Here is an 18698-nt window from a genome sequence, read left to right as displayed (position 1 = left end):
GGGGCTGGCCGGGCCGGTGAAGGCCGGTGTCGCGGCCGGAGTGGTTGCGGTCGGGGTGGCCGCGGTCGCGCTCGCGCTGATGAACGACAGCCACCCGGCCGGAGAGGTCGCCAGGCCGTCCTCCTCGCCGCCGGTCGTCCGGTCGCAGCCGCCGGCTTCCACGCCCTCGAAGAAGAAGGAGAAGAAGGAGGAGGAGAAGGAGGAGGAACCCGGTCCGAAGGCCCCGGCCGTCGTCCCCGCGGCGGCTCCGCCCCCGGCCCGGACCGCGTCCCCCACTCCCGGCCGGAGCCCCGGGCCGGCACCGAGCCCGCGCCCGGCACCGCCGCGGACCCCCGCGCCCGGGCCGCCGCCGAGGCCCACCCCGACTTCGTCACCGACACCGACGCCCACGCCCCCGCCGGCTCCGGTCGTCTACGAGTGGAGCGACCTGCGGTACGACATCACCGGCGACGGCAGCAGGCCCGAGATGCGGCTGGCCGGGAGCAGCTGGGTGTGGCGGCGCTACGGCCTGTCCGTCGCGGACAAGCGGTACACGCGCGGGGTGACCGTGCACGGCGACTCCTCCGTCACCGTCGACCTCAACCGCGAGTGCGCCGCCTACGACGCCATGGCCGGTGTCGACGACCTGACCCTGGGACTCGGCGGGGTCCGCTTCTCCGTCTACGCGGACGGCACCCGGCTGTGGCGCTCCGGCGTGGTCAGGGGCGGGGACCCGGCAGTCCCCGTCCATGTGAACTTGACCGGGCACAGGGCCGTACGGCTGGTGGTCGATCCGGGCCGGGGCGCTCTGGACTCCACGGCGCTCGCGGACTGGGCGGACTCGCGGTTCACCTGCCGGTAGACCTGCCGTGGGCGGTCGGCGTCCCTTCCAAATCCCGCAGGACGTCGTCCGCGGAGAAGGACGCCCCTTCGGCGCGCGCGGCCGCGTAGTGCTCGGGGGACAGTTCCGCGCGGGCCGTGGCGTCGACGCCCTCGGCGCAGGTGCGCTCCGGTTCGGGGCGGGGATTGCCGTCGCGCCAGTGGTCGGCGGCGGCGTACAGCCGGACCGCTCCCGCCAGGTCGCCGAGCCGGGCCAGCAGCTCGGCCCCGATGTCCACGAGGGCCGCCGTGACCGCCTCGGCGCACCGCCGCTCCACGGCCTCGCGCAGCGCCGCGGCCACGATCCGCAGCCCCTGCGCGGGGCCTGACTCGCCGGCCGTGATCAGGGCCTCGACCGCGCCCATGGCCGCCGTGAACTGGGGCGGCGGGGTGCCGCCCCTCGCCGTCGCACGGACCTCCTCGAACAGCTCGCGTGCCTGGGCCGTGTCTCCGTCGTCCTGGGCGATGTGCGCCCGCAGCAGCAGCACGAACGCCCTGGACTCGGCCACCGCGTACCGGTCGGCGGCCGCGCCCGCCTCGTCCAGGGCGGCCAGCGCGGCCGTCCGGTCGCCCGAGCGGTAGGCGATCTCGGCGACCCGCGCGATCAGGAACGGCGACTCGGCGTACGCGCCCACCTCGTAGGCCAGCCGCAACGCCTCCTCGTACTCCCGCCCGGCCTCCTCGAACCGGCCGCGCACCATGGCCGCCTCGCCTGCCGCGCTGCACACCTGGGCCCGCATCCAGCGGTCCCCCACACGCCGGCTGAGCACCCTCAGCTCGGCCAGGTCCTCGTCGACGCCCCGCAGATTGCCGGGCGAGTCGACGACCACGTGGGCGCGGTACATCAGGCTGACGCCGACCGCCCAGTCCTCGCCGTGCGCGCGGCAGTTGGCGACCGCCGCGTCCATGCCGGGCCCCAGCTCCACCGGGCCGCCCAGGTAGTACGAGGTCAGCGGCCACACGATGCCCGGCAGCCGGGCGGCCTGCGGTCCCCCGATCTCATAGGCGGCTCGCACGCGCGCGATGTACTCCGGGGCCCGCTCGTCCGTCAGCAGCTCCGTCGAGCCGGACTCGGAGGTCAGGAACATGTGGAGCATCCGGATGTCCATGCGCAGTGCTGCCAGCGGATGCCCGGCCTCCGCATCGGGGGCGGCCAGGAAGGCGCCCACCGGATCGGCCGAGGCGACGAGCCGGTCCAGGCCGTCCGCCGGGGCGCCCCCGGACAGGGCGTCCAGCGCGACGCCCAGGCGCAGCACCGCGTCCACCCATTTCTCCGCCTCCTGGCGGTAGTTGCGCAGCCACCAGAACCATCCGACGGCGAGGACGATCGCGCCTGCAGTCTCCTCGTCACCGTCGGAAAGCGTGCGGTCGAGGGCCGCGCGGATGTTGTCCAGCTCGCTCTCCAGCCGGGAGATCCAGGGCAGCTGTGCCTCGGATCGCAGCAGCGGCTCGGCCCGCTCGACCAGGGCGCGCACCCACGCGCGGTGCCGCAGCCCGGCCGCCGCACGCAGCTCGGGGACCTCGGCCGCGCGCTCGGTGGCGTACTCCTGGATGGTCTCCAGCATGCGGTACCGCATGCCTCCGGAGCCGTCCGGGCCGCCGGGTGCCGCTACGACGAGGGACTTGTCGACGAGCGCCCCGATCAGCTCCGCCGCCGGGCCGGTGCACACGGCCTCCGCCGCCTCGAGATCCCAGCCGCCGGCGAACACCGACACCTCGCGCAGCACCGTGCGCTCGCGTTCGTCGAGCAGGTCCCAGGACCAGTCGACCACGGCGCGCAGGGTCTGCTGGCGGGGCAGGACCGTACGGCTTCCGGAGGTCAGGAGGCGGAAGCGGTCGTCGAGGCGGTCGGCGATCTGCCGGGGCGTCAGCAGCCGCAGGCGGGCGGCGGCCAGCTCGATGGCGAGGGGCAGCCCGTCCAGGCGCCGGCAGATCTCGGCGACCGCCTCCGTGTCCCGGAGCGTGGCGTCGGGGCGGGCGGCCGCCGCGCGCTCCTCGAAGAGGCGGTGCGCCTGCTCGGGAGCGAGGGGTTCGACCGGGCGGACCGCCTCACCGGGGACGCCCAGCGGTTCGCGGCTGGTGGCGAGGATCGTGAGCCCAGGGCAGCGGGTGAGCAGGGTCTCGGCGAGGTCGGCGGCCGCGCCGATGACGTGTTCGCAGTTGTCGAGGATCAGAAGTGGGCTGCGCTGGGCGCAGTGCTCGACGAGCAGGGCGACCGGGTCGCCCTGCGGGACCGCCAGTTCACTGGTCATGAGGACGGTCTCGCGCAGACCGAGCGCGCTGACCACCGCGCCCGGCACCGCCTCCGGCCGGTCGAGCGGGGCGAGCTCGACCAGCCACGCCTGCGGGAGCCCGGCGGCGGCCTCCTCGGCGAGCCGGGTCTTGCCCGAACCGCCGGGACCGGTGAGCGTGACGAGACGGGCACCGTGCAGTTCGGAACGGATGGCCGCGATCTCCGGTTGCCGGCCGACGAAGGACGTCAGCCGGGGGCGGAGGTTGCCGACGCGGCCGGGGGGCCGGGCGAGGGAGGACCGGGCCGGATCCACCGGGGCCGCCGCGGCCCCTCGCGCCAGCAGGCCGGTGTGGAGGGCCCGGAGTTCCGGGCCGGGGTCGGTGCCCAGACCGTCGGCGAGGGTGCGGCGGGCGGTGTCGTAGGCGGCGAGGGCGTCCGCGGTCCGGCCGGTGTCGCGCAGGGCGCGGACGAGGAGGGCGTGCAGCCCTTCGTCGTACGGATGGGCCGTGGTCAGTTCCCTCAGCTCGGGTACGACGTCGTGGGCGCGGCCGAGTCCGAGCGCGGCGGCCGCGCGGGCACGGGTCGCCTCCAGGCGCAGCGCCTCCGGGCGGGTCGCGGCGGTGCGGTCGGGGAGGTCGGCGAGGGCGGGGCCGTACCAGAGGCCGAGGGCCTCGGTGAGGGTGGCGCGTGCGGTGGCCGGGTCGCCCCGGTCGAGGGCGGCGGTTCCCTCGCGCACCAGGCGTTCGAAGACGTGGAGGTCGACGTCGTCCCGGGTCGCTTCGAGGCGGTAACCGCCGGGGCCGGAGGCGACGGTGTGCCTGCCGACGGTACGGCGCAGGCGGCCGACCAGCGCCTGGAGGGCGGCCGGGGCGTCCTGGGGCGGGTCGTCCGCCCAGACCTCGTCGATCAGGGTCCGGGCGGCCGTGGTGCGGCCGGGGCGGAGGGCGAGGGCGGCGAGCAGCGCGCGGAGGCGGGAGCCGCCGATGGGGATGGGGGTGCCCTGGTCGTCCGTAGCTTGGGTCAGGCCCAGGATTCTGTACCGCACCGGGTCATTGTCGCCGGGGGGACGAGCCGGGGCAGGAGGTTTACGGGCTGGTCGCCCCACTTCCGCGGACCGGTGCCGAGGAGCACCCGGCGCCGGTCCGCCGCCGGCTACTTCAGGGCCACGCTGTCCCCGGTCGCCGTCGCCCCGCTCGTCGTGCCCGTTCCCGCGAACTTCCAGCGCCAGGTGCCCGCCGAGTTCGCGGTGACCGTCGCCTTCAGCCTGCCGCTGCTGTCGGTGGTCACCGTCTTGACGGTGCCGTACGCCGAGGAGCCGGACTTCTTGAACTGCAGGGCAACGTGCTGGGAGCCGTAGCCGGCGTAGGCGTTGGTGTCCCAGTTGGCCCGGGTCAGGGTGCCGGTCACCGTGAGCGTTCCCCCCTTGGCCACGGGTTCGGGGGCCGCCTGGGTGACGGTCAGCTTGGCGTAGCGCTTGATCTTGACCGACTTGCTGTCGACGAGTTGGTAGTAGTCGTGGTCGTTGGCCGCCGCCTCGGCGTCGAGGTGCCAGGTGCCGGCGCTGCTGTTCGCGAGGTCGGCGTAGTCGGTGCGGTCGGCCTCCAGGGTGTACTTCCACGTGCACTTCATCGTCGTCGACGTGGGCCTGGTGCAGGAGGCGGAGCCGGGGTAGAGGATGTGGTCGTCGGGGCTGACCAGCTTGCCGCCCCAGATGTTGCTGATGCCGGAGCCGTCCTTGGCGGTCGCGGTGACCGTCAGGGTCTGCGCGGCGCTGACGCCGACGTCGACGGTGGTCCTGCTGAAGGTCACCGACGTGAAGACGGTGTCGCCCTTGTGGGTGTCCGCCTGCGCGGCGGGGGCGAGGAAGGTGAGCAGCGCCAAGGTGCCCACGGTGGCGGCCGCGGCCGTACGGATTCGCATGTTTCTCCAGGCACGATGAGCCGGATCTCGGTCCGGGCGTGGAGAAGACCAGCGATGTGTCCTGTTGGTTGTACGGCGGTCATGACGTGGACACCTGGTGTTCACGGGACGTACGGACGGTCACCGGCCGTCGTCCACCGCGGGCCTAGACCTGTCGCGCGGCGGCCCCCGCCCCCAACGCGCCCCGCTGGGGCGTGATCCCGGCCGGCACCGCACGCGCGCGTGCCGGTGTGCCCGTCCAGCACGTCCCCCTGCGTGCCAGCAGGCGGCGCAGCCACAGCTCGAGGGAGACCAGGTCGGCCAGGCCGTCCAGCGGCAGCGGCTCGCCCGCCGCCGCGCCGCGCAGGGCCTTGCGGACCACACGGGCCTCGATCAGGCCCGCCTCGGCGAGAAGGGGGGTGGTGAAGAGGGAGACGAGGGAGTCGGCGGCCACCCGCAGGCCCGTGCGGGCGGCGGCGGCCGAGGAGGCGTGGGAGGGGGCGCCCCAGCCGGGCGGGAGGTCGGTGACGCCGGCGCCCTCCAGGACCGTGCGGAGGATGGCGGCGCGGGCGCCGGGCTGGACCCTGAGGGCTTCGGGGAGCTCTCGGCAGGCGCGGACCACCTGGTTGTCGAGGAACGGGGCGTGCAGGCGCTGGGAGCGGATCTCGGCGGCCTGCTCCAGCATCCGGATGTCCGCCGCGTACCGGGCCAGCGCCGCACGCGCGCGGTAGTCGCCGGGGCGCTGGCCGGGACCCACTCCGGACCGGTTCGCCGAGCCCTGGAGGAGAACCGATACTTCAGCCAGTGCCTCGCCGGTCAGCCAGCGCGCCGCGGGCCCCGGTCTGGCCCAGGTGAGCGCCGCGAGGGACGCTCCGACCGCGCCTCCGGGCTCGTCGAAGCGACGGCGCAGGAGACGTTCGGCGAGCACCTCCACGCCTGCCCGGTACGGGGTCCGGGCCAGCCGCCGTGCCGCGCTGTAGACGCGCGCGGGAACCATCACCGAGCCGTCCGCCTTGGCCAGTGCCGCCACCGGGCGCACCAGATGGCGCCGTTTGCGGTCCATCAGGAGGTCCGCGAGGCGGGCCGGGTGGGCGTCCAGGACCTGACGGGCGCCGTAGCCGGTGAAGTGGTCGGCGCTGCCCGACGCCAGGCGCGCGCGATGGCGGCCCGCCGTCACCAGCGACGGCGCCGGTTCGTCGGTCAGCGGGCCGTCCAGGTCGGCGTACGGCAGCACCTCCTCGCCGCCGGCCACGACGACGTGGTGCAGGCGCGGGTTGGCCGCGAGTGTCCCGGCCCGCTCGAGTTCGGCCTCGCGGCCGCCGACGGCCAGGTCGTTGAAGGTGACGGCCAGCAGGCGTTCACCTGCGCCGGTGCCGTGGCCCAGGATCGTGCCCGGCATGCCCGGGAGGCCGGCGGCGAGCAGGGCCAGCGTGCCCGAGGCGGGGCCCCCGGACAGGTCGGCGCCGATTCCCGGCACGGGCATCCCGCGCGCGGCGCGCCGTTCGGCCGGTCCCATGCCGGGCACCGGCCCCGGGTCGATGTCGGGGACGTGCCGGGGTGCGGAGAGCCGGGCGCGGACCGCCTCCACGAGCGCGTCCCGCACCGCGTCCACGGCGCGGTCGGGGTCGGCCGAGGGCGCCGCCACCGCGAGGGAGGCGACCTGCTCGTACCCGGCGATCTCGCGCGCTCCGGCGCGCAGGATCAGCGCATGCCCCGGTGGTACCCGCCGCACGCCGTCGTACGGCGTCGAGTCGTGCAGCGCGGCCGGTACGTCGGGAGCGGCGAGCAGCGCGGCGAGGTGGCCGAAGTCGAGGTTGGCCTCGATGAGGTCGGCGAGCGGCAGCGCGGCGGTGGCGTACGCGGTGCCGCCGGCCCAGGGGGTGTGGAAGACCGGCCGGGCGCCCGCGAGATCGCCGCAGACGGTGACGCGGCGGCCGACCTGGACGACGGCCGTGTAGCTGCCGGGCCAGGCGGTCAGATGCCGAAGTGCCCCTCCGCGCGCGGTGAACAGGCCGAGCCGCAGTTCCTCGTCGGAGGCGCCGCAGGTACCCAGGACGGCGATCCGGTTCTGCGCGTCGGACTTCACCACGCGCACCTCGTCCGGGCGCCAGTCGCCGACCGCCCACAGGGGGTCGGGGTCGCCCCACAGGAGCTGGGAACCGACCGGGTGCACGGTCTCGCCGTCGTATCCGGTGGCGCCGGCGGAGCCGGTCGCGACGGCACCGGCGGCGGTGCTGCTCCATCCCACCAACCACCGCATCGACGCCTCCACAGGCTGTGGACAACAGTGCACCGTACGAACCGGTTCACCATGCTGCCATGAAGAACGCGCCCCCGAGGTGCGGCGGCGCCGCCTTCGGCCGATGGAATGCGCCCACGCGCGCGTGGCCGTGCGGAAGCGAACCTCCGTACGACACAGGGGAACTGCGACTCGAATGCGCCCCCGATACGCTCCCCGAAAACGCCCTTCGCGCCCTCAACTTCCGTGGTGGGAGCGGTAATCACCCTGGCGGAGGGGGGTCGATTTTCAGCCAATTCGACGTTACGAAAGCACGCTCGGACACGCTCCGTACAGGCTCCGCGCACCGTCCGGCGGCGCGCAGCCCGGGAGGCGAGGCGCACCCCCCGGACCGGTCCGCCGCCCGCGGGGATGTAGGCGGCGGTGTCCCCCAGCCCACTGGATCCAGTACAGCGGGCCGACCCACGCACCATCCATGGAACCGCTCCCCATGTGGCCGGAGAAGAGCGCACGGACGGGCGCACGGCCACACGGCGGGGGCACGCCGCGACAGGCCGTGCACGGTGCGTACAGGGCCCGCGCTTCCGTACGGGCCACAATCCCGCCATCCGGAAGAATGCCCCTTAACGCTTGGGATGCGGCGAACTACGCTGGGTTTACGAATGCCGCGTGGTTATGCCAGCGCGGCAGCCGTCTGTGTCGAGGGGTGGCGCATGTCCAGGGAGCAACGCGGGCCGAACGAAAAACTCGGCACCGTTCTCGCCCTCGCGGGAATCAGCAACGCAGGGCTCGCGCGACGCGTCAACGACCTTGGCGCCCAACGCGGGTTGACTCTTCGCTACGACAAGACGTCGGTGGCGCGCTGGGTGTCGAAGGGCATGGTGCCGCAGGGTGCCGCGCCGCACCTCATCGCCGCCGCGATAGGCCAGAAGCTCGGCCGCCCGGTGCCGCTCCACGAGATCGGCCTGGCGGACGCGGATCCCGCGCCGGAAGTGGGCCTCGCCTTCCCGAGAGACGTCGGCCAGGCGGTGCGGTCGGCGACGGAGCTCTACCGTCTCGACCTCGCCGGGCGCCGGGCCGGCTCCGGCGGCATCTGGCAGTCGCTCGCCGGATCGTTCGCGGTGAGCGCATACGCAACGCCCGCCTCGCGGTGGCTGATAACCCCCGCCGACAGCTCGGTGGCGCGCGAGGCGAACCCGTCCGAGGGCTCGGGCGCACCGCTCAAAGTCGGCCACAGCGATGTGCAGAAGCTGCGGGAGGCGGCCGAGGACGCCAGGCGCTGGGACTCCAAGTACGGGGGCGGCGACTGGCGTTCGTCGATGGTGCCCGAGTGTTTACGGGTGGAGGCGGCACCGCTGCTGCTCGGCTCGTACTCCGACGAGGTGGGCCGCGCCCTGTTCGGGGCCTCCGCCGAACTCACCCGTCTCGCGGGCTGGATGGCCTTCGACACGGGCCAGCAGGAGGCGGCCCAGCGGTACTACATCCAGGCCCTGCGCCTCTCGCGTGCGGCCGCCGACGTCCCCCTGGGGGGCTACGTCCTGGCGTCGATGTCGCTGCAGGCGACCTACCGGGGCTTCGGCGACGAGGGCGTCGACCTCGCGCAGGCGGCCCTGGAGCGCAACCGGGGTCTGGCCACCGCCCGCACCATGAGTTTCTTCCGCCTGGTCGAGGCACGCGCGCACGCACGCGCCGGTGACGCCCAGGCGGCGGGCGCCGCCCTGAAGGCCGCCGAGGGCTGGCTGGAGCGGTCCCGGGAGGGCGACAACGACCCCACCTGGCTCGGCTTCTACTCCTACGACCGGTTCGCCGCCGACGCCGCCGAGTGCTACCGCGACCTGAAGGCACCGCGCCAGGTCCGCCGCTTCACGGAACAGGCGCTGTCGAAGCCGACGGAGGAGTTCGTGCGCTCGCACGGACTGCGGCTGGTCGTCTCGGCGGTCGCCGAACTGGAGTCGGGCAATCTGGACGCGGCCTGTGAGCAGGGCGTACGTGCGGTGGAGGTCGCCGGGCGGATATCGTCCGCGCGCACCACGGAGTACGTGAAGGACCTGCTGCACCGGCTGGAGCCGTACGGAGACGAACCACGCGTGGTCGAATTGCGGGAGCGCGCGCGGCCGCTGCTCATGGCCCCGGCCTAGCACCGGGTTCCCCGGCATCTGCATGGCTGGTGCGGACCTGGGAGCGGTGGCTGTCTGTGGCTGGTCGCGTCCCGCGGGGGAGCCGCTGGTGTCACAGCCGCGCGCCCCTTCGGGGGCGCTGCCCTCCGCTGGGTTGCAAGACACTGTCAGTGGCACAGTGCACTATCGAAGCCGGAGGTGGTGCAGGTGCGGGAGGTCGCGTACGACTGCGACGTGATGGTGATCGGCGGCGGGATCGTCGGTCTGTCGACGGCGTATGCGATCACGCGTGCCGCACCCGGCACCCGGGTGACGGTGCTGGAGAAGGAGCCGGGTCCCGCCCGGCACCAGACGGGGCGCAACAGCGGCGTCATCCACAGCGGGATCTACTACCGGCCGGGCTCGCTCAAGGCGCGGTACGCGGTGCGGGGCGCGGCGGAGATGGTGAAGTTCTGCGCGGAGTACGGCATCGCGCACGCCGTCACCGGCAAGCTGATCGTCGCCACCGAGCGGTCCGAGCTGCCCCGGCTGCACTCGCTGGTCCAGCGCGGCCGGGAGAACGGGATCCCGGTGCGCGAGCTGGGCACCGCGCAGATCGCCGAGTACGAGCCGGAGGTGCGGGGACTGGCGGCCATACACGTCGGGACGACCGGCGTGGCCGATTTCGCCGGGGTCGCACGGCAGCTCGCCGAGGCGTCCGGGGCGGAGATCCGGTACGACGCACGGGTCGTGCGGGTGGACCGGCGGCCGGAGCTGGGGGTGGCCGTGCGGACCGCCGCCGGGGACGTCGTGCGCGGACGGGTGCTGGTGAACTGCGCCGGGCTGTACTGCGACGAGGTGGCCCGGATGACCGGGGACGAGCCCGAGATGCGGATCGTGCCGTTCCGGGGCGAGTACTACGAGCTGGCGCGGCCCGGTCTGGTGCGCGGACTGGTGTATCCGGTGCCGGATCCGGCGTTCCCGTTCCTCGGGGTGCATCTCACGCGCGGGATCGACGGGGGTGTGCACGTCGGGCCCAACGCGGTGCCCGCCCTGGCCCGCGAGGGGTACGGGTGGGGGGTCGTACGGCCGCGTGAGGTGGCCGGGACGCTGGCCTGGCCCGGAGCGTGGGCGATGGCCCGGCAGCACTGGAGGTACGGGGCCGGGGAGTTCCGGCGCTCGGTGTCGAAGAGGGCGTTCACCGACTCGGTGCGACGGCTGCTGCCGGCCGTGGAGGCGGCCGACCTGGTGCGGGCGGCCCCGGGGGTGCGGGCGCAGGCCGTCCTGCGGGACGGGACGCTCGTCGACGACTTCCTGATCCGCGAGGGGGCACGGGCCGTGCACGTGCTGAACGCTCCGTCGCCCGCGGCCACGGCGTCCCTGCCGATCGGCAGGGAGGTGGCGCGCAGGGCACTGGCCCTGCTGGGCTCGCTGTGACGGGGCCGCTCATGTCGGCCCTCGCGTAAAATCGTCCCACTGTGGCTGACTCGCTGAACACCCCCGAATCTCCCCGGCACGTCCCCGGCGCCTCCGTCCGGCACACCCGCGCCAAGGGTGAGCCACGCTTCCCCGACGGGCCCAAGGCCGATCCGGCCGGGTCGCACTTCGAGCGGCGGATCAGGAGCTTCCAGCCGCGCCGGAGCCGGGTGACCGCGGGACAGGCGGACGCGCTGCAGCGGCTGTGGCCCAAGTGGGGGCTGGACATCGACGGGCAGCGGATCATCGACCTGGGCGAGCTGTTCGGGAACGACGGGCCCGTCGTGCTGGAGATCGGTTTCGGCATGGGCGAGGCCACCGCTCAGATGGCCGCGGGGAACCCCGGACTCAACATCCTCGCCGTCGACGTGCACACCCCGGGGCAGGGCAACCTGCTCAACCTCGCCGACGCCAACGGGCTGTCCAACGTCCGGGTCGGGAACGGCGACGCCATCATCCTGCTGCGCGAGATGCTCGCGCCCGACTCGCTCGACGGGCTGCGCGTCTACTTCCCCGACCCCTGGCCCAAGAAGCGTCACCACAAGCGGCGGTTGATCCAGCCGGAGTTCCTCAGCCTCGCCGCCACCCGCCTGAGGCCCGGCGCGATCGTGCACTGCGCGACGGACTGGGAGCCGTACGCGGAGCAGATGCTGGAAGTGCTGACCGCCCATCCGGACTTCGAGAACACCCGGCCCGACGGCGGTTTCGCGCCACGTCCGGACTTCCGGCCGCTGACCCGTTTCGAGGGCCAGGGACTGGACAAGGGTCATGTGGTGAACGATCTGCTCTTCCGCCGCGTACAGCACCGGGAGCAGCAGCGAGGTTAGGGTCAATGCCGTGACCGCCTTTCCCCCGTATCCGACGCACCCCACCGGTCCGGTGGACGGTGCGCTCCGCCACCCGCGCTGGTGGCAGCGCAGATGGGTGCGGTACGGGGCACTGATCGCCCTGCTGGCGCTCTCCGGGCTGGTCATCCTCGCGCTCGTGCGCGAACAGACCGGCACGGAAGGGTTCCTGGTCGGCATCTGCCTCGCCGTACTGCCGGTGCCGGTGCTCATAGCCGCCTTCCGCTGGCTCGACCGGGTCGAGCCGGGGCCCTGGCGGAACATGATCTTCGCGTTCGCGTGGGGGGCCTGCGCGGCGGCACTGATAGCCATCGTGGCCAACAGCTTCGCGACGAAGTGGATAGCCGCCACCACCGCCGATCCGTCCAGCGCCGACACCCTCGGCGCCACCGTCATAGCGCCCATCGTCGAGGAGTCCGCCAAGGCCGCGGCCGTACTCCTCGTCTTCCTCTTCCGCAGACGGGACTTCACGGGGATCGTGGACGGCGTGGTGATAGCGGGCGTCACCGCCACCGGGTTCGCGTTCACCGAGAACATCCTCTACCTCGGCACCGCCTTCGGCACCGACCAGATCACCGGTGACCGCGGCATCGCCTCCGTCACCGCCGCGACCTTCTTCGTGCGCGTGATCATGTCCCCGTTCGCGCACCCCCTCTTCACCGTCCTCACCGGCATCGGTTTCGGCATCGCCGCGTTCTCCGCCGAGCGGCAGCACGCCCGGCGCGTCCTGGTTCCGCTCGGCGGACTGCTGCTCGCGATGAGCATGCACGCGCTCTGGAACGGCTCCTCGGCCTTCGGCGAGTACGGGTTCTTCGCCGTGTACGGGACCTTCATGGTGCCCGCGTTCGGGCTGCTGACCTGGCTGGCGATCTGGACGCGGCAGCGCGAGCTGCGGACCGTGCGGGAGGAGTTGCCGGCATACGTCGTCGCCGGCTGGCTGGGGCTCACCGAGCCGTTCGTGCTGAGCTCGATGCGGGCGCGGCAGCTGGCCCGGGAGTACGCCGGCCACCACCTGGGCAAGGCGGCGGCACGCGAGGTGGCGCGGTACGAGACGTACGCGACGTCGCTGGCCTTCCTGCGGCGCCGGGGGCTGCGCGGGCGCGCGGGGGCCGACTTCGCCCTGCGCGAGCGGGAGTTGCTGGCGGAGCTGTGGAAGCGGAGGCACGTCGCGCGTCCCGCGATGGAGTACGCGGCGCGCGCCTCGGCACCGGTACGGGTGCCCGCGCAGGCGCCCTGGCCGGTCTACGGGGCCCATGGCCCGGCGTACGGGGTTCAGGCCGGGTACGGCCGGCCGCAGCCGTATCCCGCGTACAACCCGTACCGGTCCTAGGCTCCGGAGCGGCCGGAACCCGGACCGCGACCCGCACCGCCCCGGCAGGCAGGCAGGCAGGCAGGGCTGGGCCGACGCGTCGGTGAGCCTCGCCGGTTCCTCCTCGGTCGGAGGAGCCGAGTTCGCGAAGGGAAGTCATGCTCTATGAGAGCGGACACACCGGAGTGGAGGATTCCGGAAACGCCCGCGAAGACCCCGTGAACACCTGACCGGCAGCCCTGACGTCGGGGGGGTGTCGTCAGGACTGCCGGAAATCGAAGAGGTGCACCAGGGGCCCTGGGCCGCGTGCCGTCAGGGGTTGAGGCCCTTGCCGTGCAGCCACGTCATCGGGTCGATGCCGGTGGCCTGGCCGCCCGGGTGGACCTCCAGGTGGAGGTGCGGTCCGGTGACGTTGCCCGTGGCGCCCACGCGGCCGATGACCTCGCCCGTGCTGACCTTCTGCCCGACCGAGACGTTGATCGAGGACTGGTGGCAGAACCACAGCTCGGTGCCGTCGTCGAGGGTGAGGACCGTGCGGTAGCCGTAGGAGCCGGCCCAGCCCGCCTGGGTGATCGTGCCGCTGTGGATGGCCTTGATCAGTGTGCCCGTGGGCGCGGCGAAGTCGAGGCCGGTGTGGTAGCCGGAGGACCACATGGCGCCGGCCTCACCGAAGGTCGAGGTGATGGTGTACGAGGAGGTCGGCAGCGTGTACTGCTTGGCCAGCTTGGCCAGCCGCTCGGCCTCGGCCTGCTTCTTGGCCTCGGCGTCGGCCTTCGCCTTGGCGTCGGCGGCCTTGGCGGCGGCCTCCTTCTCCGCCTTGGCGGCCGCGTCGGCGACCTGCTTGTCGGCGGCGGCCACGGCAGCGGCGGCGGCCTTGGTGTCGACCTGGCTCTGCTGCTTCTCGGCCTGGGCCATGATGCGGTTGCGCAGCGCCTCACCGGCGTCACCGGCGCCCTGGGCGCTGTCCGTGGAGGTCACGCCGACGCTGCTGAGGGCGGTCGCGGAGCCCTTCGGCGCGTCCGAGTGGCTCTCGCCGAGCAGGGAGCCCACGGAGGGCAGGTCGGGCACGGAGATGGACACCGGCGCCTTGCCGGTGTTGGCGCTGGCCATGCCGCCCGCGCCGACGGCGGCTATGACGCCGACGCCCAGGACCGTGGAGCTGCGGGCGAGTCCACCGCCGCGCTGCTTGGAGACGCGGTGCCGGCCGCGTACCGGGCTGATGGACTCCTCGGTGGGATTCCACTCCTCCCAGGGGCCCTCGTCGGCGCGATAGCTGCCGTAGCCGAAGGTCTCGGTGCGCTGACTCGGCACGAACGGGGCTTCTGGGGCAGGCCGGTTGGACGCCACGCGGGCGTGCTCCTTTCCTTCCGCCGCCTACCGGGTTAGCTGACGGGTTCGGAGCGGGAAGGTCTCCTACGCGCGTGTACGAGCCGTGTCGCCACGGCGGCATCCGCGTGATTCACCCCAAGGTGGTGGTTCCCCGGTTCCCTCGCGGGATTCGGCGCGTGCGCACGGAGCCGCCTCTTGTGACGGCTGGGACGACCGCGCTGCGTTATCGAACGTTAATAGACCCGAAGGTTAGATTCCAAGCCGTTCGGCTTGATCATTAGCGATTTCCAGCCGGAACTTAATTGCCATGACCGGCGAAAACCGGGCGAGTTGGCCGCGGTACAGGAGTCTCACCCTTTTTGATGGTGACTCAGACGTTATGCGGAGGGCTCCCGTCCGATCACCCGTCGTGACAGTGCGCAGGCCGGGGAAATGAGCAGACCGGGGAAAACACTCAGGGCCGGAGTCCATTCACTGGACTCCGGCCCTGAGCCTTGAGTAGCGGGGACAGGATTTGAACCTGCGACCTCTGGGTTATGAGCCCAGCGAGCTACCGAGCTGCTCCACCCCGCGTCGTTGTGTCTCAAGCATACGCCATGTTCAGGGGTGCCCGCGCACGGGTTTATCCGCCGGCCACGAGATGGCGGTTCGGCGCCTTGGCCGGGCCCTCGAACTCGGGCAGTACGACGACGTCGACGCCATGGCCGGCCAGCAGCCCGCTGCCGTCGGCGCCCGCCACGAACGTGTCCGGCTCCCGCCAGGCCGTGACCACCCGCCGCACCCCCGCGTCCAGGATCAGCCGCGCGCAGGGGGCGGGCCGCGAGGCCCGGCGGGCGCAGGGCTCCAGGCTGGAGTACACGGTCGCGGCGGCCAGCCTCGGGTCGGCAGGGTCGATCTTGGCCAGCGCCGCCTCCTCGGCGTGCACGACCGGGTCGTCGCCCTCGCGCGAGTGGCCGCGGGCCAGCTCGGTCCCGTCCGCGGCCACCACGACGGCTCCCACGCTGAACGCCGTCTCCGAGGGCGGGCACAGCGCCGCCAGCTCGCACGCGGTCCGCATCCAGTGCCGGTCCGCCGCGGTGACCGACGTGCCGGTGCCGGGTGCCGTCGGCTCGTATCTCATCAGGACGACGTCCTCGATGCGGCGCGTCTCCACGAGCCGGAGCCGCCCGCCCTGGAAGCCCCCGGGGCCGAACAGCCGGGGCGCCCGCGGATCGCCCACCAGGAGCGGTGCGAGGACCAGCTGGAGCTCGTCGGCGAGGCCCTGCCGGAGCAGCTGGGTGTGGACGGTGCCGCCGCCCTCGACCATCAGGCGGCGCACCCCGCGCTCCTCGTACAGGTGTGCGAGCAGCGCCCGCCAGTCGAGGTCGGCGCCCAGCGGGACGACGTCGGCGGCGAGACCGAGCGCCCGTGCCCGCTCGGCGCCCTTCTCGGTCGTGTAGACCACCTTCTCGCCGCCCGTGTGCCAGAACCTCGCGTCCGGGTCCAGGTCGCCGGAGCCGCTGACGGTGACCTTGAGGGGGTACTCGGGCCTGCCCGCGGCGACCCGGGCGGCCCGCCGGACGGGCGAGTTGACCAGAAGCCGCGGGTTGTCGGCTCGGATCGTGCCGGCGCCGACCAGGATCGCGTCGACCGAGGCCCGTACCTCGTCGACCCGGTCGAAGTCGGCGGGGCCGGAGAGGAGGAGCCGCTCGGGGCCGGTGTCGTCCAGGTAGCCGTCGAGGGAGACGGCGGCGGACAAGAGGACGTACGGGTACGGCATCGACGCGCTCTCCTTGACTGAGGTCGACGGGCGGGGACGGATACTGGACGGGCGGGGCTTGGTTCAAGTTTGAAACAAACTTACACTGGCGGTATGACGACCCGCTGGCTCACCCCCGAGGAGCAGCGCGCCTGGCGCGCGTACATGGCCGGCAGCCTGCTCCTGGAGGACGCGATCGACCGGCAGCTCCAGCAGGACACCGGAATGCCGCACCTGTACTACTCCATCCTGGCCAACCTCTCCGAGGCGCCGGAACGGCGGCTTCGCATGACCGACCTGGCGGAGAAGTCGAAGATCACCCGGAGCCGGCTGACCTACGCCGTGACCCGGCTGGAGAAGGACGGCCTGGTACGGCGCGAGGGGTGCCCGTCCGACAAGCGGGGCAGCATCGCCGTGCTGACCGACGAGGGGACGGCCGTTCTGGAGCGTGCGGCACCGGGTCACGTGGCGACCGTACGCGCCTCCCTCTTCGATCGCCTCAGCCCCGAGCAGGTACGGCAGCTGGAGGACATCTTCGGCTCGGTGGCGGACGCGCTCATGGGCGAGGACGCGTGGTGCGCGCCGGACGACGTGCCCTGGCGGCGCCGGTCGCCCAAGTCCTGTTCGTGACGCCGGCGACAGATCCGCAAACCTGTTGCTTCAAATTTAAAGCAGGGGTTAGGGTTCCCTTCCCGGTATCTGCTTCAAATCTGAAACTCATTGAGGCAGTGCCTGAAGCAGGATCCAAGGAACGGACCCCGGGAGAACCCGCATGCCCGACACCCCCGCCGCCACGCCTCGCACCCGCGTCCGGGTACCGCTGCGCTTCCACGACGGTTACAGCGTCGACGCCGAACTCGTCACCTTCCACGGCCTGGCGGACGGCCAGGAACACGTCGCCGTCGTCCTCGGCGACCCCGGCCCGGTCCCGCTGGTCCGCCTGCACTCCGAGTGCCTGACCGGCGACGTCTTCGGCTCGGCCCGCTGCGACTGCGGCCCGCAGCTGCGCGAGGCGGTCGAACGCATCGCCGACCGTGGTGGCGTCCTGCTCTACCTCCGCCAGGAGGGACGTGGCATCGGTCTCTACAACAAGCTCGACGCGTACGCCCTCCAGGACCAGGGCCTGGACACCTACGAGGCGAACGCCGCCCTCGGCCTGCCGGAGGACGCCCGCGACTACACGGCCGCCGGGCAGATGCTGCGGGCCCTCGGCATCGAGGAGCTCGACCTGCTCTCCAACAACCCCGACAAGGCGCAGCAGCTCCGCTCCCTCGGCGTCGCCGTCCGCGACCGCGTCCCGACGGGCGTGTTCACCACCGCCCACAACGTCCGCTACCTGCGGGCGAAGGTCCTCCAGACCCAGCACACGCTGCCGCTGGGCGAGTTGACGGAACTCAGCGCCGGCTGAACCGCCGCACGGCGAGGCGCGGTCGACGACGGCCAGCACCATTCGACCGTGGGGCGGGGCACCGTGGGAGGCAGGCGGACAAGTACAGGGGCCGGTCGCGGGAACACAGGGCCGGTCGGCCCTGCTGTCCCGCAGGGCGGCCGGAGCAGACTCGCAGTGAGGCCGGCAAACGGTCTCGCGCCACCCGGTACCCCACTGCGGCGACGCCTTTCCGGACCTGGTGCCCCATAGCCCCGGTCCATCCTCCGAGGGAGCGAAACATGGCCGCCTTGATTGTGGTCCTGGTGGTGCTGGCCGTTTTCGTCCTGATCGGGCTGGCGATGGCGATCCGCATCGTCCGGCAGTACGAGATGGGTGTCCTGTTCCGGTTCGGCCGGCTGGTCGGCACACGCTCCCCCGGGCTGCGGTTCATCATCCCGTTCGTCGACGTCCTGCACCGCATCTCGCTGCGCATCGTCACCATGCCGATCCAGTCGCAGGGCATCATCACCCAGGACAACGTCAGCGTCGACGTCTCGGCCGTGGCCTACTTCCGTGTGGTCGACGCCGTCAAGTCGGTCATCGCGATCGAGAACGTGAACTCGGCGATCAACCAGATCGCCCAGACCACCCTGCGCAAGGTCGTCGGCCAGCACACCCTGGACGAGACCCTGTCCGAAACCGACCGCATCAACCTGGACATCCGTCAGATCCTCGACGTCACCACCACCGAGTGGGGCGTGGAGGTCACCCTGGTCGAGCTCAAGGACATTCAGCTGCCCGAGTCCATGAAGCGCGCGATGGCCCGGCAGGCCGAGGCCGAACGGGAGAAGCGCTCCAAGATCATCAACGCCGAGGGAGAATCCCTGGCCGCTGCCGCCCTGGGTGACGCTTCCGACACGATGATGGCCCATCCGCTCGCCCTGCAACTGCGCAACCTGCAGAGCCTGGTCGAGATCGGCGTGGACAAGAACACCACCGTCGTCTTCCCGGCACCGCTGATGAGCACCATCGGAGACCTCGGCGCCTTCCTCACCCGCGAAGCGAACGCGGCCGCCGCCACGGCGCCGCCGTCCCCCACGCCCGTACCGGCCCTCGACCTGACCAACTCCGTTCGCGTACCGGAACCGAACGGGGCGACCGAAACCAATGGAGGGCCCCGGTAGCCGCCGGCCTGGGGGGGGGGGGGGGGGGCGAGGGCTCGAGCGCCGCACGACACGCACGCGACCGGGTGAGTGTGCGCGCCCCCCCCCCCCCCCCCCCCCGCCGCCGCGCGCGCCGCGCGCCGC

13 protein-coding genes, 1 tRNA gene and 1 riboswitch are annotated in these 18698 nt (G+C 72.9%); of the genes, 8 read left to right on the top strand and 6 right to left on the bottom strand.

The annotated features are described in order from the left end of the window. A partial coding sequence (locus tag ACFW2E_RS18715; RefSeq protein WP_384467703.1) for an NPCBM/NEW2 domain-containing protein occupies positions 1-841 on the top strand: 841 nt, incomplete at its 5' end. Here the strand turns inward: ACFW2E_RS18715 and ACFW2E_RS18710 are convergent. From ACFW2E_RS18710 to ACFW2E_RS18700, 3 genes are all read right to left on the bottom strand, one after another. Continuing rightward, positions 828-4136 carry an ATP-binding protein gene (locus ACFW2E_RS18710; protein ID WP_384467701.1) on the bottom strand — a complete coding sequence of 1103 codons (3309 nt, stop codon included), beginning with the start codon at positions 4134-4136 and terminating at the stop codon, positions 828-830. The genes ACFW2E_RS18715 and ACFW2E_RS18710 overlap by 14 nt on opposite strands. Before the next feature lie 107 nt (positions 4137-4243). After that, complete coding sequence (locus ACFW2E_RS18705; RefSeq protein ID WP_384467700.1) at positions 4244-5011, bottom strand: calcium-binding protein; 768 nt, start codon at positions 5009-5011, stop codon at positions 4244-4246. A 145-nt stretch (positions 5012-5156) separates the two neighbouring features. Continuing rightward, positions 5157-7250 carry an asparagine synthase-related protein gene (locus tag ACFW2E_RS18700; protein WP_384467698.1) on the bottom strand — a complete coding sequence of 698 codons (2094 nt, stop codon included), beginning with the start codon at positions 7248-7250 and terminating at the stop codon, positions 5157-5159. Between the two features lie 692 nt (positions 7251-7942). Between ACFW2E_RS18700 and ACFW2E_RS18695 the strand changes: the two genes are divergently transcribed. The 4 genes from ACFW2E_RS18695 (at position 7943) to ACFW2E_RS18680 (ending at position 12976) form a co-directional block, all read left to right on the top strand. Further along, positions 7943-9367 carry an MFS transporter gene (locus ACFW2E_RS18695; RefSeq protein WP_384467696.1) on the top strand — a complete coding sequence of 475 codons (1425 nt, stop codon included), beginning with the start codon at positions 7943-7945 and terminating at the stop codon, positions 9365-9367. Positions 9368-9583: 216 nt separating this feature from the next. Next, positions 9584-10762 (top strand): L-2-hydroxyglutarate oxidase, encoded by a 1179-nt coding sequence (gene lhgO, locus ACFW2E_RS18690; protein WP_384467705.1) that lies wholly within the window; start codon positions 9584-9586, stop codon positions 10760-10762. 41 nt (positions 10763-10803) lie between these two features. Then, on the top strand, positions 10804-11628 hold the full coding sequence (trmB, locus tag ACFW2E_RS18685; protein WP_384467694.1) for a tRNA (guanosine(46)-N7)-methyltransferase TrmB: 825 nt from the start codon (positions 10804-10806) through the stop codon (positions 11626-11628). Positions 11629-11638: 10 nt separating this feature from the next. After that, a complete protein-coding gene (locus tag ACFW2E_RS18680) occupies positions 11639-12976 on the top strand; it encodes a PrsW family intramembrane metalloprotease (RefSeq protein WP_384467692.1) in 1338 nt (445 codons plus the stop codon). A 291-nt stretch (positions 12977-13267) separates the two neighbouring features. Here ACFW2E_RS18680 and ACFW2E_RS18675 read toward each other — a convergent pair whose 3' ends face one another. The 3 genes from ACFW2E_RS18675 to ACFW2E_RS18665 form a co-directional block, all read right to left on the bottom strand. Then, positions 13268-14302, bottom strand: a complete 1035-nt coding sequence (locus tag ACFW2E_RS18675) for a M23 family metallopeptidase (protein WP_384467690.1) — start codon at positions 14300-14302, stop codon at positions 13268-13270. 7 nt (positions 14303-14309) lie between these two features. Further along, a riboswitch (cyclic di-AMP (ydaO/yuaA leader) is annotated at positions 14310-14469 on the bottom strand. Between the two features lie 314 nt (positions 14470-14783). Continuing rightward, positions 14784-14857, bottom strand: a tRNA-Met gene (locus ACFW2E_RS18670). A 49-nt stretch (positions 14858-14906) separates the two neighbouring features. Continuing rightward, complete coding sequence (locus tag ACFW2E_RS18665) at positions 14907-16043, bottom strand: dihydrofolate reductase family protein (protein ID WP_384467688.1); 1137 nt, start codon at positions 16041-16043, stop codon at positions 14907-14909. Between the two features lie 93 nt (positions 16044-16136). On the opposite strand from ACFW2E_RS18665, the gene ACFW2E_RS18660 reads away from it, so the two are divergent. The 3 genes from ACFW2E_RS18660 to ACFW2E_RS18650 all read left to right on the top strand — a co-directional run bounded on the left by ACFW2E_RS18660 (position 16137) and on the right by ACFW2E_RS18650 (position 18575). Next, a complete protein-coding gene (locus ACFW2E_RS18660; protein ID WP_384467686.1) occupies positions 16137-16652 on the top strand; it encodes a MarR family winged helix-turn-helix transcriptional regulator in 516 nt (171 codons plus the stop codon). 142 nt (positions 16653-16794) lie between these two features. Beyond that, a complete protein-coding gene (gene ribA / locus ACFW2E_RS18655; RefSeq protein ID WP_384467684.1) occupies positions 16795-17430 on the top strand; it encodes a GTP cyclohydrolase II in 636 nt (211 codons plus the stop codon). A 260-nt stretch (positions 17431-17690) separates the two neighbouring features. Next, positions 17691-18575, top strand: coding sequence for a slipin family protein (locus ACFW2E_RS18650; RefSeq protein ID WP_384467682.1), 885 nt, complete (start codon positions 17691-17693; stop codon positions 18573-18575). Positions 18576-18698: the final 123 nt, after the last annotated feature.

The organism is Streptomyces sp. NPDC058964, assembly GCF_042741275.1.
Lineage (GTDB): Bacteria > Actinomycetota > Actinomycetes > Streptomycetales > Streptomycetaceae > Streptomyces.
Note: the sequence above shows the minus strand (reverse complement) of the source record. Positions and strands in the feature narration are given on the sequence as shown.

Excerpts from the sequence above, each read along its gene's own strand:
- ACFW2E_RS18705 (WP_384467700.1), bottom strand. The coding sequence starts at position 5,011 with ATGCGAATCCGTACGGCCGCGGCCGCCACCGTGGGCACCTTGGCGCTG.
- ACFW2E_RS18700 (WP_384467698.1), bottom strand. The coding sequence starts at position 7,250 with ATGCGGTGGTTGGTGGGATGGAGCAGCACCGCCGCCGGTGCCGTCGCG.
- ACFW2E_RS18695 (WP_384467696.1), top strand. The coding sequence starts at position 7,943 with ATGTCCAGGGAGCAACGCGGGCCGAACGAAAAACTCGGCACCGTTCTC.
- lhgO (WP_384467705.1), top strand. The coding sequence starts at position 9,584 with ATGGTGATCGGCGGCGGGATCGTCGGTCTGTCGACGGCGTATGCGATC.
- ACFW2E_RS18665 (WP_384467688.1), bottom strand. The coding sequence starts at position 16,043 with ATGCCGTACCCGTACGTCCTCTTGTCCGCCGCCGTCTCCCTCGACGGC.
- ACFW2E_RS18660 (WP_384467686.1), top strand. The coding sequence starts at position 16,137 with ATGACGACCCGCTGGCTCACCCCCGAGGAGCAGCGCGCCTGGCGCGCG.
- ribA (WP_384467684.1), top strand. The coding sequence starts at position 16,795 with ATGCCCGACACCCCCGCCGCCACGCCTCGCACCCGCGTCCGGGTACCG.
- ACFW2E_RS18650 (WP_384467682.1), top strand. The coding sequence starts at position 17,691 with ATGGCCGCCTTGATTGTGGTCCTGGTGGTGCTGGCCGTTTTCGTCCTG.